The sequence below is a fragment of the Streptomyces sp. NPDC101776 genome (assembly GCF_044766845.1).
In the GTDB taxonomy this organism is placed as follows: domain Bacteria; phylum Actinomycetota; class Actinomycetes; order Streptomycetales; family Streptomycetaceae; genus Streptomyces.
In genome coordinates, this window is record NZ_JBIWMV010000005.1 from 44,608 (window position 1) to 58,997 (window position 14,390).

14 protein-coding genes are annotated in these 14,390 nt (G+C 68.6%); 10 read left to right on the top strand and 4 right to left on the bottom strand.

What is annotated here, in order from left to right:
* Positions 1-756: 756 nt before the first annotated feature.
* The 4 genes from ACIRRY_RS18710 to ACIRRY_RS18725 all read left to right on the top strand — a co-directional run bounded on the left by ACIRRY_RS18710 (position 757) and on the right by ACIRRY_RS18725 (position 3,215).
* Complete coding sequence (locus tag ACIRRY_RS18710; protein ID WP_403973752.1) at positions 757-1,365, top strand: TetR/AcrR family transcriptional regulator; 609 nt, start codon at positions 757-759, stop codon at positions 1,363-1,365.
* A 289-nt stretch (positions 1,366-1,654) separates the two neighbouring features.
* The gene (locus ACIRRY_RS18715; protein ID WP_403973755.1) at positions 1,655-1,843 is read left to right on the top strand and encodes a hypothetical protein; all 189 of its coding nucleotides are present in this window, start codon (positions 1,655-1,657) and stop codon (positions 1,841-1,843) included.
* 245 nt (positions 1,844-2,088) lie between these two features.
* Positions 2,089-2,664, top strand: coding sequence for a helix-turn-helix domain-containing protein (locus ACIRRY_RS18720; protein ID WP_403973757.1), 576 nt, complete (start codon positions 2,089-2,091; stop codon positions 2,662-2,664).
* Positions 2,661-3,215, top strand: coding sequence for a transposase (locus ACIRRY_RS18725; RefSeq protein ID WP_403973760.1), 555 nt, complete (start codon positions 2,661-2,663; stop codon positions 3,213-3,215). Before ACIRRY_RS18720 ends, ACIRRY_RS18725 begins: the two co-directional genes overlap by 4 nt.
* A gap of 575 nt (positions 3,216-3,790) precedes the next feature.
* Here ACIRRY_RS18725 and ACIRRY_RS18730 read toward each other — a convergent pair.
* Positions 3,791-4,570 (bottom strand): DUF3050 domain-containing protein, encoded by a 780-nt coding sequence (locus tag ACIRRY_RS18730; protein WP_403973763.1) that lies wholly within the window; start codon positions 4,568-4,570, stop codon positions 3,791-3,793.
* Between the two features lie 208 nt (positions 4,571-4,778).
* On the opposite strand from ACIRRY_RS18730, the gene ACIRRY_RS18735 reads away from it, so the two are divergent.
* The 6 genes from ACIRRY_RS18735 to ACIRRY_RS18760 are packed head-to-tail and all read left to right on the top strand — an operon-like array spanning position 4,779 to position 12,660.
* Positions 4,779-5,357, top strand: coding sequence for a hypothetical protein (locus tag ACIRRY_RS18735; RefSeq protein ID WP_403973765.1), 579 nt, complete (start codon positions 4,779-4,781; stop codon positions 5,355-5,357).
* Between the two features lie 29 nt (positions 5,358-5,386).
* Positions 5,387-7,576 (top strand): aminodeoxychorismate synthase component I, encoded by a 2,190-nt coding sequence (pabB, locus tag ACIRRY_RS18740; protein WP_403973768.1) that lies wholly within the window; start codon positions 5,387-5,389, stop codon positions 7,574-7,576.
* Entirely contained in the window at positions 7,573-9,096 is a 1,524-nt protein-coding gene (locus tag ACIRRY_RS18745; RefSeq protein ID WP_403973771.1) for a benzoate-CoA ligase family protein, read from the top strand. The genes pabB and ACIRRY_RS18745 overlap by 4 nt, the downstream gene beginning before the upstream one ends.
* 23 nt (positions 9,097-9,119) lie before the next feature.
* Entirely contained in the window at positions 9,120-10,682 is a 1,563-nt protein-coding gene (locus tag ACIRRY_RS18750; protein ID WP_403973773.1) for a class I adenylate-forming enzyme family protein, read from the top strand.
* Positions 10,679-11,848: an FAD-dependent monooxygenase gene (locus ACIRRY_RS18755; protein WP_403973775.1), complete on the top strand. Its 1,170-nt coding sequence runs from the start codon at positions 10,679-10,681 to the stop codon at positions 11,846-11,848. The genes ACIRRY_RS18750 and ACIRRY_RS18755 overlap by 4 nt, the downstream gene beginning before the upstream one ends.
* A gap of 17 nt (positions 11,849-11,865) precedes the next feature.
* Positions 11,866-12,660: an aminotransferase class IV gene (locus ACIRRY_RS18760; protein WP_403973777.1), complete on the top strand. Its 795-nt coding sequence runs from the start codon at positions 11,866-11,868 to the stop codon at positions 12,658-12,660.
* A 67-nt stretch (positions 12,661-12,727) separates the two neighbouring features.
* Here the strand turns inward: ACIRRY_RS18760 and ACIRRY_RS18765 are convergent, their stop codons facing one another.
* The 3 genes from ACIRRY_RS18765 to ACIRRY_RS18775 form a co-directional block, all read right to left on the bottom strand.
* Positions 12,728-13,213, bottom strand: a complete 486-nt coding sequence (locus ACIRRY_RS18765; RefSeq protein ID WP_403973780.1) for a carboxymuconolactone decarboxylase family protein — start codon at positions 13,211-13,213, stop codon at positions 12,728-12,730.
* Positions 13,214-13,528: 315 nt separating this feature from the next.
* A complete protein-coding gene (locus tag ACIRRY_RS18770; RefSeq protein WP_403973783.1) occupies positions 13,529-13,942 on the bottom strand; it encodes a cupin domain-containing protein in 414 nt (137 codons plus the stop codon).
* A gap of 17 nt (positions 13,943-13,959) precedes the next feature.
* Entirely contained in the window at positions 13,960-14,361 is a 402-nt protein-coding gene (locus ACIRRY_RS18775; protein ID WP_403973785.1) for a PPOX class F420-dependent oxidoreductase, read from the bottom strand.
* Positions 14,362-14,390: the final 29 nt, after the last annotated feature.

The following is a 14,390-nucleotide window of genomic DNA, read 5'->3' on the forward strand; positions in this document are numbered from 1 at the left end:
CCAGCCGCCGCGCGCGATCGGAGTACTCGTGCGCGTACGGTGTCGGCGCCGTCCTGGCAACGTCTGGGTCACCGACGTGGTGTAGCAACGTGTCGACGCCGAGGAAGGGAACGAGTTCGAGTTCAGGAACTCGGTCGGCCACAGCCGGTGCTCACATGTCGCCACGGATATCGCCGATGCCAGGTGTCGCCAGGTCAGCGGGCTCGCCGACGCCGGTCAGCCACTGGTGCAGAGGTCAACCCGGCCTGCCGCGATTGCGGGGCGACCGACTGGTCACCCGTCCGCCGTGACCACCGCCGTACACAAGGAGGCCGGCGCGACACTCCCCTAGGCTGGCGCCGGCTCTCCCCGGTTCCTGTGCCAAAGTCCGGGATGCCCACTTCCGGTGGACAGGGCGAGATAAGGGGCCAATCAAACGAGTCGAGCAGAGGACGAGTTGCCCTGTCTCCGGTCTGGAGACATCTTCGGGCAGAAGGCCCGCACGGCCCGCACGGCTCGGTTCGCGTTCGCATCCGTCGTGTCCACACTCAACGTGCTGGTCATCGCTTCTCCGACTCCTCAGCGTCTTCGGCCGGTACCACCGTTCAACCACTCAGTCCCGCCCATCAGATTCCGCGGCCCGTCCACCTGAACAACGGAAACCAGAGCTCCGGTCCCCGGGCGGTCGACTGCGCGTCATCAGCCTCACAAATTGATGCCCATTGCGCAAGTTTTCCCGTTGGGCAATTTTTCTCGTCCCGCGTATGCTCGCTGGCGATGACTACTGGCCTGCGTGAACGCAAGAAGGCAGCCACTCGCGAGGCGCTGCACGCCGCCGCGGTGCGCCTCGTCCTGGCTCACGGCATCGAGAACCTCACGGTCGAGGCGATTGCCGACGAGGCCTTCGTCTCCCGACGTACCTTCTCCAACTACTTCGCCAGCAAGGAGCAGGCGCTGATGCACCACGACCGGACGCGCGCCGTCCGGCTGGTGGAACTCGTCCGCGCCCGCCCCGCCGAGGAGGCCCCAAGGACCGCGCTCATCCGTGCCGCCGAGGAGCTTCACGCGGAGTACGCCGAGGTGCGCGAGGTGCAATATCGCGCGCTGCGTCTCCACCCCACGCTGCTTCCCGAACTCGCCGCCGCCTACACGGCTGTCGAACGGCACCTCGCCGACGCCGTCGAGCAGCGGTTGCCGGACCGGCCCGATCGGACCCTGCGTGCCCAGGTACTGGCCGCGACTTTTCTCGTCGCCCTGCGCATCGCCGGGCAGACCGTCCTCGAAAACCCCGGGCGGGACTTCATGGACCTGACTCGCCAGGCCGTCGCCTTCGCCTGTGAGGATTTGCGCCAGGAGACGCAGCAGACTGGGGACGTAACTCGGTAGCAACCGATAGCGACGCCGACTGTTCAAGCTATCGCTTCCTGTTCTCGAGGCAAGCAGGAACGAAGCACAGCGACTCCTGGGGGACCGACACGGTGGCTGTGCCACTCCCGGCGGACGGTTGTCGCTGCGGATCGGCTGCATTGCACACCGGCCACGGGGGTGGAGCCTGCTACACCATCAGTTGGGGAGAGCACTCCCTCGTTGTGTCGTGCCGATCCCGGGATCGTTGATCTCACAAGGTCAACGGCTCCCCGTCAGGGAGTTACCTCCCCAAGAAAGGCACTCTCCCGTGAAGGCGCTGCTCTCCTCCCGGCCCGTCCTGTGGTTCCTGTTCCTGTTCAACCTGACAGTCGCCCTGGCCGCGCCGCTCATCGACGACAGCGCCAAGGGAATCGCGACCAGCATCGGCATGGCCGTCGTCTCCCTCGGCGCCGGAATCGCCTTGTACAAGGACGGCGCGACAACTCGCCAATCCTGACGGGGTCGGCCAGACCGAGCCCTCATCACCTTGCGGATGAGGACTCGGCATCCGTCCGGGGCGTCGATGTCGAGCACCGTGCCGTACAGCCGGTCCACATTCATGTGGGTGACCAACCGGCGCTCGGCAACCAGCTCGTCCAAGAGCGCAGCTTCGTCCTGGGGCCTAGTGCTGGGTTCCTCTTTCGCTGGGTGTATGTCCTGGTGGCGGGGTAGTTGATGGTGCTCGGGGGCGGGTGCTGAGCGATGGTTTTACGGGCACGACGGGGGCGTGACGAGGACGAACGGGCCGTCGTTCGCCGGTTGTCGCGGGCACGGAAGGCTCCGCGGGATGCAGTGACGCGGGCCCGGATGATCGAGCTGAGCTGGTCGGGGCTACGGGTGCCGGCGATCGCCGTGGAACTGGACTGCAGCCAGAAAACGGTCCGCTGCCGGCTGCACCGCTTCAACCGCTCGGGCCTGGAAGGGCTGGAGGATCTGGGCGGGCAGGGCCGCAAGCGACGGATCACCGAGGAGGAACGCTCCACGATCATCGCCCTGGTCAAGACCGTGCCGCCCGGGCGGCTGCGGTGGGAACCCGTCGGGGAGCTGTGGGCCTTCGACGAGTCCGGTCCGCCCGAGTGGACTCTGGACTCCCTGGCCGCGGCAGCGCGGGCCGAAGGGATCGAGGTGGGCCGTTCACAGGTCCGCCGCATCCTGCTCACCGAGGGTGTGCGCAGGCGCCGCACCCGGTCCTGGACGCGCTCGAAAGACCCGGACTTCGTCCCAAAAGGACAAGGATCATCGGCCTCTACACCCACCCGCCCGACGACGCGACGGTGATCTGCGCCGACGAGCTGGGGCCGGTGATCCCGCGGACCTTCCCGCCCGCACCCGCCTGGTCACCGGACGGGCACCGGATCAAAGCGGAACTCGACTACAGCCGCGGACCCGAGAAAACCTGGGTCTACGGGGCCTTACGCGTCCGGGACGGCCAGCAGATCACCATGGCCGCATCCTCCCGCAACAGCGTCTTCTACCAGCAGTTCCTGCAACTGGTCGAGGACGCCAACCCGACCGGGGAGATCTGGATCGTGACCGACAACCTGTCCTCCCACAACAGCCTGTCCACCCGCACCTGGCTGGAGGACCACCCCCGGATCCGCCACGCGTTCATCCCGGTCGGGGCGTGCTGGCTGAACCTGCAGGAAGGCTGGTGGCGTATCTTCCGCAAGACCGCCCTGGCCGGGCGGTCCTTCGCCAACCCCGACGACATCACCCAGGCCACGGCCCTGACCACCCGGCAGCTCAACGCCCGTGCCAGGCCCTGGATCTGGGGCCGCCCTGCCCCGCCCACCCGCCAACTACGACGCCGATACGTGTACATCCAATGACGAACCCAGCACTACTCGGTCGTGAACGGTGCGGTGACCGTCCCCGTGAGCGAGGAAACCTGCGGCGCATACCAGTTGGTCCTCACCGCCCAGTGAACCGATCCGGGGGCCGCTGATCAGCGCGCTGCCGTGAAGGCCGCGAGGTGCGCTTCGACTCGGTTCGACCGACTCGTCCGCCGAACCACGGGACAGTCTTAGTTTCGTCCCCGTCGCGGAGTCTGATGACGATGGCGCCTTCACGGGAGAGCTGGGCCAGACGCAGGGCGGTGCACTCGCGATCGTGGCGTAGCCCGGCTTCGTCGTCGCACTCCCAGCGTCGGCCCGGACCACAGGACGGTGCGGGCACCGGCAAGGTTACGGCGAGGGAGGCCTCACCACGGATGCCGCACAGCGAACTCACCACACGGTGGCGGCAGTTCATACGCCGCGTGCGCCACTCCAAACGGCGGCCCGGCATCCGAATCAGATGGGGTGCGACGGGCTGAAGGCGAAACGGGCCGCGACGATCACCGCAGAGACGGCGATCAGGGTGCGGCTGAGAGGCGTGCCGGTCGGGCCGGGTACGGCCGTCACCCTCACCCCATCGCCGCCAGAATGCCGTCCCACAGCCGGGACCGCGCCTCCAGTGCCAGCGTCGCCGTCTCCACCGCCTCCTGCCATCGCGTGTCGTCCGTGCCACACAGGTCGGCGACCATCTGCATCGCCATGGGGGTGTGTTCCTCGCCGTCCACCTCGATATGACGGGCGAGGTAGTCGCAGAACAGCGGAAAACGTTCCGTACCCTCTTTCTTGATCACCTGGTCGAACATGTCCGGGATCAGGTCCTCGCGGGAGAAGGCGAAGGCGGCGGCTCGGCAGTGCAGCGGGCGGTTCTCGATGATGCCGAAAGTGGTGCGGACGAACTCGGAGGCGGGGTCCGGGACTTGGGCCCCGCGCAGCGCCGCCGGCACACCGTGCCCCTCGATCAGCAGCGCGAGAAACGCGTCGATCCGGGTCGTGTCGGCCCCGGCCTCGGTCATGCCGGCGCGGTACAACTCGAAGTGACTCGTGAAACCGCCGTTCAGTTCGTCGCTCTCCTCGACCAGCACGATGTCGTTGATGAGCCGTCGGCTGACCTCCGAGCCGCGCGGTGTCCAGGGGACGTCGACACAGGTCAGTTCACGTTGCAGGGACTTCAGCAAGGACATGAAGTCCCATACCGCGAAGACGTGGTGCGCCATGAACGTCGCCATGTTCTCGCGGCTGTCGATGCGCTGGTAAATCGGGTGCGCGGTCACTTCTTTCCGCGCAGATTCGATCGCCGAGCGAGCCCTGTCGATTCCCTCGTGCCGCATATCCCAGTCGTACCTGGACATGATTCTCCTTCGATCGGGAGAGCGATCGTGCAGCCATTGAAGACCGGCCCGCAAGCGCTTCCCGGGATTTAGCGAAAGTTACCCCGAGTACGGTTTGACAGAGTGCACGAAGGCGGGCAAAAGGCCGATAAAGGGTCACGATACGGGCAATCAAAAAAGACATCGTTAATATTTGAACGTGTCGTGAAGGTTCTGCGTACCTGTCCGTGTGACCAGTAATCACGTCACCGTCACCATGGCCTATCAAGTGGTGCCGGGCCGCGGGCCCGACTTCCAACCGTGGGCGTGGGCGATGTTGAACGCGAGTGCCCGGCAACCAGGTTTCCTGGGAGGCGGCGTACTTGTCGACGGAGAGGCGGAGTGGCATGTCGTCTATCGCTTCGCCAGTGAGGGAACCGTCCGGGCCTGGGAGGACTCCACCGCACGGGCCCAGTGGGACGTACAGGCCGCGGACTTCGCCCGGCAGACCGGGCGCAGGAGCGTGCGGGGTTCCAAGGTGTGGTTCGACTCGCAGACCGCCGCACCGAAGACCCCCACTCCGCCGGCGAAATGGAAACTGTGGTTCGTGAACATGAGCGCGGTGTTTCCGCCGGTCCTCCTGTTCAATCTGATCATTCTTCCTTATCTTGGCGGCCTCAATCCGCTCGTCCGCACGTTCCTGTTGTGCCTCTGTGTGACGGCTCTCGTCACCTGGATTCTCATGCCGCGACTCCAGCGTTTCCTCAAGAAATGGCTGTATCCGCCGCTCCAGGCATTTCGTGGACGACATAAGAGACGGACCGCATAGGTCCGCCGCGAACCAAGGGAGGTGGGCGGGTGAAGACCCTGCTCATCGACAATTACGACTCGTACACGTACAACCTGTTCCAGCTGATCGCCGAGGTCAACGGCGTGGAACCCCTCGTGATCCGCAACGACGCCCCGGGCGGGATTCCGGATCTCGCGGAATTCGATAATGTCGTGGTCTCGCCCGGCCCCGGGCACCCGGGCGAGCCGCGTGACTTCGGCATCGCCTCCGCTGTACTCGCCGACTGTCCGCTCCCCGTACTCGGTGTCTGCCTGGGCCACCAGGGCATCGCGCTCGGCGAGGGCGCCCTGGTGACGGCCGCGCCGCAGCCTCGGCACGGGCATCTGTCCCGGGTCCGGCACGACGGGCGCGACCTGTTCCGCGGGTTGCCGCAGGACTTCACCGCGGTCCGCTACCACTCGCTGGCCGTGCCCGAGCCGCTGCCGGACACCCTGGAGGCCACCGCGTGGGCCGAGGACGGTGTCCTGATGGGGCTGAAGCACCGCAGCCGGCCGCTGTGGGGCGTGCAGTTCCACCCGGAGTCCGTGCTGACCGAGTACGGCCACCGCATGCTCGTCAACTTCCGCAATCTCACGGCGGAACGGGCCGGCAGACCCCGTACGAAGAACACCGCCGTCACGCGGGCCGGCGCGGCGATGCCCCGTCCCCGGCAAGCGCCCCTCCCCGCCTACCGGCTGCACACCCGACGCATCGCCGGCGCGCTCGACACGGAGGCCGCCTTCACCCGCATGTACGGGGCGTCCCACCGGGCCTTCTGGCTGGACAGCGCCCTTGTCGAGGAGGGCCTCGCGCGATTCTCGTTCTTCGGCGACGACAGCGGTCCGCTCGCGGAGTTCGTGCGCTACGACGTCGAGGCCGGAACCTGCGAGATCGAGAGGTCGGGACGACCGACGCGCAAGGTCACGGCGAGCGTCTTCGACTACCTGAAAAGGCAGTTGACCATGCGCCAGGTTGACGCGGGAGACCTGCCCTTCGACTTCACCGGTGGGTACGTCGGCTACTTCGGCTACGAGACCAAGGCCGACTGCGGGTCACCGAACCGGCATTCGTCCGACATACCGGACGCCTGCTGGCTGTTCGCGGACCGGCTGATCGCGGTGGACCATCTGAAGGGGTTCACGTACGCGGTCTGTGTCGCCGAGGACACCCCTTCCGCCACATGGGAGGCCACCGATTGGCTGGACAGCGCGCTGGCCCAGCTCAGCTTCGTCGCCCCCGAGACCGAACGCCCGTCGCTGCCCACCCGGACCGAGGCCGACCCCGGTGACGCCGAGCCGTGGCTGGTGCGGGACCGGGAGAGGTATTTCGCGGACATCGAGTCCTGTCAGCGGGAGTTGCGGGCGGGCACCAGCTACGAGATCTGTCTGACGAACGCGGCCCGTTTGCCCGCGCCGCCGGACCCCTTCGCCTTCTACCGCGAGTTGCGTCGGATCAACCCGGCACCGTACTCCGCCTTCCTGCGGCTGGGTGTCGTGGACGTGGCCGGTTCATCCCCCGAGCGGTTCCTGCGGATCACCCGCGACGGCATCGCGGAGGCCCGCCCCATCAAGGGCACCGCGCCACGCGGCGACGGACCGGAGGAGGACGCCCGGCTGCGGGACGCACTCGCCGCCGACGCCAAGACGCGTGCCGAGAACCTGATGATCGTCGATCTGCTCCGCAACGACCTGGGCCAGGTCTGCCGGACCGGGTCGGTGCGCGTGACCCGGCTCATGGCCACGGAGACGTACGCGACCGTGCATCAGCTGGTGTCGACCGTGGAGGGTCGGCTGCGGGAGGGCACGAACGCGGTGGACTGTGTGCAGGCCTGTTTTCCCGGCGGTTCGATGACGGGGGCACCGAAGCTGCGCACCCTGGAGATCATCGACCGACTGGAGACCGAGGCCCGCGGTGCCTACTCCGGTGCCCTCGGCTATCTGGGGTGCAGCGGCGGCGCGGATCTCAACATCGTCATCCGTACGGCCGTCCTCGCCGACGGCTTGATGCACCTGGGGGCCGGGGGCGCGATCGTGCTCGACTCCGACCCGGTCGACGAGTACGACGAGATGCTGCTGAAGACGGCGGCCCAGATGCGAGCCCTGCGCCGATACACCGGAGACCGGATCCGTGAGCAGCGGGACGATTCGGCGGCCCGAGCAGCCCTCCGCGCGGAGCCTGCCCGCGGCGAGCACACCGCCACAGAGGAGCCCGTGCGATGACGACTCCGCAGACCGTGCTCACGCCGGCCGAAGCCGACGCCCCCGGCAACCTCGCCGCCCAGCTCGCCGGGCTGGCCGAGCGGCGCGGGTGGTCCAGGCGGGCCGCCTTCCACCAGGGCCATCGAACCTGGACCCACGGTGAGGTGCACGCACTCGCCACCCGGGCCGCCACAGTGCTCGCCAGTCACGGGGTACGGCCGGGTGACCGGGTGCTGCTGGTGCTGCCCGACGGCATCGCGTGGGTGACGGCGTTCCTCGCGACCGCCCGGCTCGGAGCCGTCGCCGTGTTGGTCAATCCCGAACTCCCGGCGGCCGACCAGGAGTTCATGGCTGCGGACGCCGAGGCGGTGCTCTGCGTGACCGGACCGGGCCTGGAGAACCGTTTCCCCGACCGATCCTGCCTGGGTGCCGACCAGCTGCTCGCACTCACTGCCGCAGCCGGGCCGACTCTCGCCCACCCGGTGGACGCGCACGCGCCGCTGTACGTGCAGTACACCTCCGGCACCACGGGCCGTCCCAAGGGCGCTGTTCACACGCACGGCGACCCGAAGGCCTACCACGACCTCATCGGGCGCCGACTGCTGCGGATCACCGTGGACGACGTCACCCTGTCGGTGTCCAAGCTGTACTTCGCCTACGGCTTCGGCAACGCCTTCGTCTTCCCGCTCTTCTCCGGCTCCTCCGCCGTCCTGGTGGACCGACGCCCCACCCCGGCGGCCGTCGACGAGCTGGTGACCCGGCACCGCGTGACCATCCTCTACTCCGTGCCGTCCGCATACGCCGCACTGGTCGCCGACCGAGGCAGCGGGCACCGGACCTGTTTCGCCTCGGTACGTGCCGCGGTGTCGGCGGGCGAGGGCCTTCCGGAGCAACTCGGCGCACAGATTGCCGAGTTGCTCGGCGCACCGGTGCTGGAGCAGATCGGCTCCACCGAGGCCGGACACGCCTTCTGCGCCAACAGCTTCGGGCACAACCACCCCGGAACCGTCGGCCGGCCCGTGCCCGGCTTCGAGGTGGAACTGCGCGACCGCGCGGGCCGCCCGGTGCCGGACGGCACCGAGGGCGAGCTGTGGGTGCGCGGCCCGACCGTCACCCCCGGCTATCTGAACCGGCCCGAGGAGAGTGAACGCACCCTGGTGGGCGGCTGGTTGGCCACCCACGACCGGGCGGTCCGCGAGCCGGACGGCGCCTTCCGGCACCTGGGCCGCGCCGACGACATGGAGATGGTCGGCGGCATCACCGTCTCCCCGCTGGAGGTGGAGGCCGTCCTGCGCACCCACCCGGCGGTGCGGGAGGTCGCGGTCGCGGCCGTCACCGACGGGACCGGGGCCGGCCGGCTGCGTGCCTTCGTCGTCCCCGTCACCCGGGCCCCCGAGGGCCTCCAGGACGAGCTGCTCCGACTGGTCCGCGACCGGCTCGCCGCCTTCAAGGTGCCGCGCAGCGTGAGCTTCGTCCCCTCCCTCCCCCGCACCCCGACCGGCAAGCTCCGCCGCCACCTGGTCCGCCGGGGCGCCTGGTGACCACGACAGAAAGGAACGGCCAGATGCGCGAGCAGTACTCCCCGCTCACCGACCGCGGCTTCTACCTGGGCCCGCTCTTCCGGCGCGCGGCCGAGCGCCACGGAGCCGTCCACGTCACCCTGGACCGCCCGCTGGACACCCATCCCGACCTTGGCGTCGACCTCACCTACTCGGCTCTCGCCGACGTCGTCGAGGAGTTGTCGGGCCTGCTGTGGGAGGCGGGGGTACGGCCCTCGGAGCGGGTGGCCGTACACAAGACGGACAACGTCGACATCGTGCTGCTGACCTGCGCGATCTCCCGGATCGGCGCGGTACCGGCGCTGCTCTCCCCCGGACTGGCCGGACCGGTCGTCGCGGAATTGGTGGGCCGACTGCGTCGGCCGTGGCTGATCACCGACCGGGCCAAGCTGGACGGCCCGCTCAAGGAGACGGAGCTCCCGGTGCGGGGTGTCCTGTCGGTGGACGAGGCGCCCGGGGCCGAACCCCTCGCGAAGTACGCCGGCGGTGAGCGTCCCGCGGCCGTGCGTCTGCATCCCCGCGAGCCCGCCCTGATCACGCACAGTTCGGGTACCACCGGCGTCCCCAAGCTCGCCGTGCACTGCGCGAACACCATGTGGAACCGGCTGATCCCGCAGCAGGCGATGGGCTGGCCCACGCGCGGCGAAACGGCGGCCCTGCACATGTCGTTCGTGCACTCACGCTTCTACCACCTGCTCGGCGTGCTGCTGCGCTTCGGCAGCCCGCTGGTACTCATCACCGACCCCGACCCGGCCGCGGTGGCACCGTTGTTGGCCCACCACCGCCCCGGCATCGTCGAGACCCACCCCAACACCTTCGTCCTGTGGGAGGAGTTGGCCGACGCGCCCGGCGCCCCGCTGTCGCGGGTGCGGTCGTACGGCTCGACGTTCGACGCGATCCATCCGCGCACGGTACGACGACTGCTGGACGCCTCCCGGCGCCGCACTCCGTGGCTGCTCCAGCTCTACGGGCAGAGCGAGACGGGTCCTGTCGCCTTCCAGTGGTTCACCCGGCGCAGCGCCGCGCGGGCCGACGGGCGACGGATCGGCATCGGGATACCGGGCTTCACCCGCGTCCGGATCACCGGCACCGACGGCCGCCCCGCGACACCCGGGACACCCGGCCGGATCGAGGCCCGCACCCGCGGCCGCATCCTCACCTACCTCGGCATGCAGGACCGCTACGACCGTCAGGTCCACGACGGCTGGTGGGAGATGGGCGACATGGGCTACCGCAGCCGGCTGGGCGCGCTGTACCTGATCGACCGCGAGATCGACCAGATCGACTCCGTGCACAGCAATCTGGAGGTCGAGGACGTCCTCATGGACCGGCTGGAGGAGCTGCGCGAGGTGGTCATCGTGCCCGGCGCGGACCGGGAGCCCGTGCCCGTGGTGTGCGTGCGCGGTGAGCGCCCCCTGGACGCCGAGCGCTGGCGGCGGGCCACGGCCGATCTGCCCGCGATGGCCGAGCCCCGGCAGTGGCGGTTCGAGGAACTGCCGATGACCGCGACCTGGAAGGTGAAGCGGGTCGAGATCACCCGGATGCTGGCGACGGGCGTGCGCGCGTGAACCCGGTCGTGGTGGTCGGCGCGGGACCGGTCGGTCTCTCGGCCGCGCTCGCGCTACGGGCGCGCGAACTGCCGGTCGTGCTGCTGGAGGCCGACGCGAAGAACCGTGAACGCCCCGGCAGCCGCGCCCTGTTCGTGCACCGGGAGACCCTCGCGCTGCTCGACGGCATGCAGCCGGGGCTCGCCGCCGAGATCAGCTCCTACGGGCGGACCTGGCACACGAGACGGACCCTGTACCGGGGCCGCGAGGTGTACTCCCGTACCTTCCCGCCTCCGTCCGGCCCACCGCCCTTCACCAGCCTGCGCCAGGTGGACACCGAACGCTTCCTGCGGGCCGCCTGCGAGCGGGCCGGGGTGGAGTTCGCGTGGAACGCGCGCGTGAGCGACGTCCGCACGACGCCGACGGGCGTCTCGCTGAGCTGCGCGGACGGACGGGAGTGGAACTGCGGCTACGCGGTCGCCGCGGACGGGGCCCGCTCCACGGTCCGGGGCTCGTTGGGCATCGCCATGGAGGGCAGCCGGGGCGAGGGCTTCCATGTGGTCGTGGACGTGGCCGATGTCCCGGGCGCCGAACTGCCATTGGAGCGGGTCTTCCACTACGAGCATCCGGGCGTCGGCGGCCGTAGCGTGATGCGGGTGCCGTTCACCGGGGGCTTCCAGGTCGACCTGCAGTGCCGGGACGACGACGCCCAGGAGGAGTTCGGAACCGAGGAGGCCGTACGGAGGTGGCTGCCGTCGATCGTGGGCGACGGGTACGACGAACGTGTCCTGTGGGTGTCGACGTACCACTTCCTGCGCAAGGTCGCCGCCACGTTCACCGATCCGCACCAGCGGGTGCTGCTCATCGGCGAGGCGGCCCACCTCTTCCCGCCGTTCGGGGCACGCGGCATGAACAGCGGGATCGCGGACGCGGCGGCAGCAGCCGAGGCGGTCGCCACCGGATCGGTCGAGCCGTTCGCCGAAGTACGGCGCTCCGCCGCGCTGTTCAACAGTGAGGCGGCCGGAGCCGCCCTTGACCACCTGCGACCGCGGCGCGGGATCGTCCGGGTCAGGCAGCGCACGGCGGCGGCGCTGGCGCCTCTGCTGCCGTGGTGCGGGTCATGGCTGGAGCACGCGCCGTACGGGCCGCGGCACGGCGCGCCGGCCGTCGCGGGCCACAAGTACTGAACAGATAAGGGGTAGTTGTGACTCAACCGGTCATCATCGAGGGGTTGTCGGCGTGGTCTCCGGATCGGGGACTGACCCCTGTCGGGGCATCTGAGGGAAAGCTGCTCGTCGCGGACTCCTGGCTGGTGCGGGACGGCAGGGTGCGCGGCCTCGAACGGCACCAAGAGCGGTTCCTGCGCTCCTGCGGTGAGGTCGGCGGACCGCCACCGCACCACCTGCTGAAGTTCTGGCGGGACATGACCGACGCGCTGCCGCGCACCGGCGAGTGGTTCCCGCGGGTGGAACTCGCCGCCGACTCCATGGAGTTGCGCCTCCTGATGCGGCAGGCACCCCCGCTGGACACCGGTGTGCGGGTCTGGGCCACAGGTCAGTCCGATCCCCGGGTCGTTCCCCGTCGCAAGGGACCAGACCTGGACACCCTCGCCAAAGTCCGCCGACGCGCCTCACACGAGGGAGCGGAGGAAGCAGTACTCGTCACACCCACCGGCGTCGTATTGGAGGCAGCCACCGCGAGCGTGCTGTGGTGGGAGGACGACACCCTGTGCCTGCCTTCCCCCATACTGCCCGTCCTGCCCGGAGTGACCCTCGCCCTCCTCCAGGAACAGGCCCTGCACACCGGCATCCGCGTCGCCCACCGCGAGCGAACCGTGACCGAGCTGGACGGCCACGAAGTGTGGCTGGTGAACGCGCTGCACGGCATCCGCCCCGTGACGGCATGGATGGGTGGGCTGCTCCGCGCAGCGCCGGCGGAACGCGCACCGGAATGGCGGGCATGGCTGGAGAAAATAATGGAATCACTGCCGGACAATTAACGCACCAAGGACAGCGGCAAAAGAATGCGGGCATCGGCCGCTGTAGCCGATGCCCGCATTCCGCACGCTACTTCTTCACCGGCTGATACCCACCCGGCGCCATCCGCGTCGCGATGGCGATCCGGTTGTAGGCGTTGATCACGGTCGCCGCCCAGATCAGCGCGGCAATCTGAGCCTCGTCAAAGACTTCCGCGGCCTCGGCGTAGACCGCGTCCGGCACATGCCCGTCGTGCACCAGGGTCACGGCCTCGGTCAACGCCAGTGCCGCACGCTCGCGTTCGGTGAAGAAGGGGGTCTCGCGCCAGGCATTCAGGGCGTAGATGCGCTGTTCGGTCTCGCCCGCGGCGCGCGCGTCTTTGGTGTGCATGTCGAGGCAGAAGGCACAACCGTTGAGCTGCGAGGCACGAATCCTGAGCAGTTCCAGGATTTCCGTCTCGACCTTGGCGTCCTGGGCCGCGGTCACGGCGGCGGCGTGCAGAGAGCCCATTGCCGCGGATACATCGGGGGTTGTCTTCTTCAGGGCCACACGGGATATGGAATGGTCATTGCTCATGAGACGACTCTATCCGGCCCGCTCTATTCATGAATGACAATCAGTACGATTGGGGGTGCCACATTCGGACCGGCATGACAAGTGACACTGGCCACCAGGATGCCTGGCGTACGAGCAGGCCAACGGCCACGGCAACTCACAGCCACCCACGAGACAGGAAAAGGTGAGCGTGCATCAAGAGTTGGCAGCACCCGACGGAATGATCCTCACCCGTGCGAGGGGGCGGCCCGGACCACCGTGAACGGCGAGGACGGCGACGTGCACTCTGCGCGCCGAGCCCACTGTTTTCATCACATACAGCCAATCCGAGGCAAGTTATGTGGACTGATCACCTTTGCACGAACTGCTGAGGTGTCGACGAGCAGAGCAGGTGGCGGGAGGCTTCTGACGAATCGGTGGGGCATCGGGCACCCGCGAGCCTGTCGAGTCCCTGACCGAACTCGGGCAGAGGATGTCGCTGCCGGGTCCGGCCGGGATCTCCTCGTCTCCGACGGTGAACACGAAATCACCATCGAGGACGAAGAACGCCTCTTCCTCCTTGTCGTGGACGTGCGGTGGGGCGACGAGTCCTTGCGGACACAGTTCCTCGAACGTGCAGGACCGGCCGTCGGTCTCGCTGCCGTCGGCGAGCACTCTCCCGTACGTGGCGACGTTCCAGTAGGCCGGGGACTGGTCCGGCGCCCAGACATAGGGGCGGGCGGTGCCGGCGCTGTGGGGGAAGTTGGTCATGACCGTCCCCTTGGTCTTCAGTGCATGGGGGAATGGATGACGGAGTCGACGGTGATGGTCAGCAGGAGCCGGGTCTGGCCCGGGCCGCCGTACGAGGCGTAGGGGCGGCCTGTGTACTTCTGGGCAAGGTGTTCGATGCTCTCGGCGGCGCCGTCGGTCGTGGCGCTGGTGACGCGTCCCCGTACGGAGAAGTAGCGGGAGGTGTCATCCGGGTCGGCGATGCTGACGGCCACACGGGGGTCGCGTTGAACGTTTTTGGTTTTGCGGTAGCCCGCGACGGTGTTGATGAGGATGTGTTCACCATCGGTGTCGACCCAGGTCTGGGTGAGCTGAGGCGAGCCGTCCGGCATGGTGGTGGCGATGAAGCAAGGGCTGGGCCGGTTCAGCAGTTTGAGGAGTTCGCCGGGCAGGGGTGTCATGAGGTATCGCCCTTCCTGGGGGGGAGCTG

What these genes read in the sequence shown, in the direction of transcription:
- ACIRRY_RS18710 (WP_403973752.1), top strand. Translation starts at nt 757, where the DNA reads ATGACTACTGGCCTGCGTGAACGCAAGAAGGCAGCCACTCGCGAGGCG.
- ACIRRY_RS18720 (WP_403973757.1), top strand. Translation starts at nt 2,089, where the DNA reads ATGGTTTTACGGGCACGACGGGGGCGTGACGAGGACGAACGGGCCGTC.
- ACIRRY_RS18730 (WP_403973763.1), bottom strand. Translation starts at nt 4,570, where the DNA reads ATGTCCAGGTACGACTGGGATATGCGGCACGAGGGAATCGACAGGGCT.
- ACIRRY_RS18745 (WP_403973771.1), top strand. Translation starts at nt 7,573, where the DNA reads ATGACGACTCCGCAGACCGTGCTCACGCCGGCCGAAGCCGACGCCCCC.
- ACIRRY_RS18750 (WP_403973773.1), top strand. Translation starts at nt 9,120, where the DNA reads ATGCGCGAGCAGTACTCCCCGCTCACCGACCGCGGCTTCTACCTGGGC.
- ACIRRY_RS18765 (WP_403973780.1), bottom strand. Translation starts at nt 13,213, where the DNA reads ATGAGCAATGACCATTCCATATCCCGTGTGGCCCTGAAGAAGACAACC.
- ACIRRY_RS18770 (WP_403973783.1), bottom strand. Translation starts at nt 13,942, where the DNA reads ATGACCAACTTCCCCCACAGCGCCGGCACCGCCCGCCCCTATGTCTGG.
- ACIRRY_RS18775 (WP_403973785.1), bottom strand. Translation starts at nt 14,361, where the DNA reads ATGACACCCCTGCCCGGCGAACTCCTCAAACTGCTGAACCGGCCCAGC.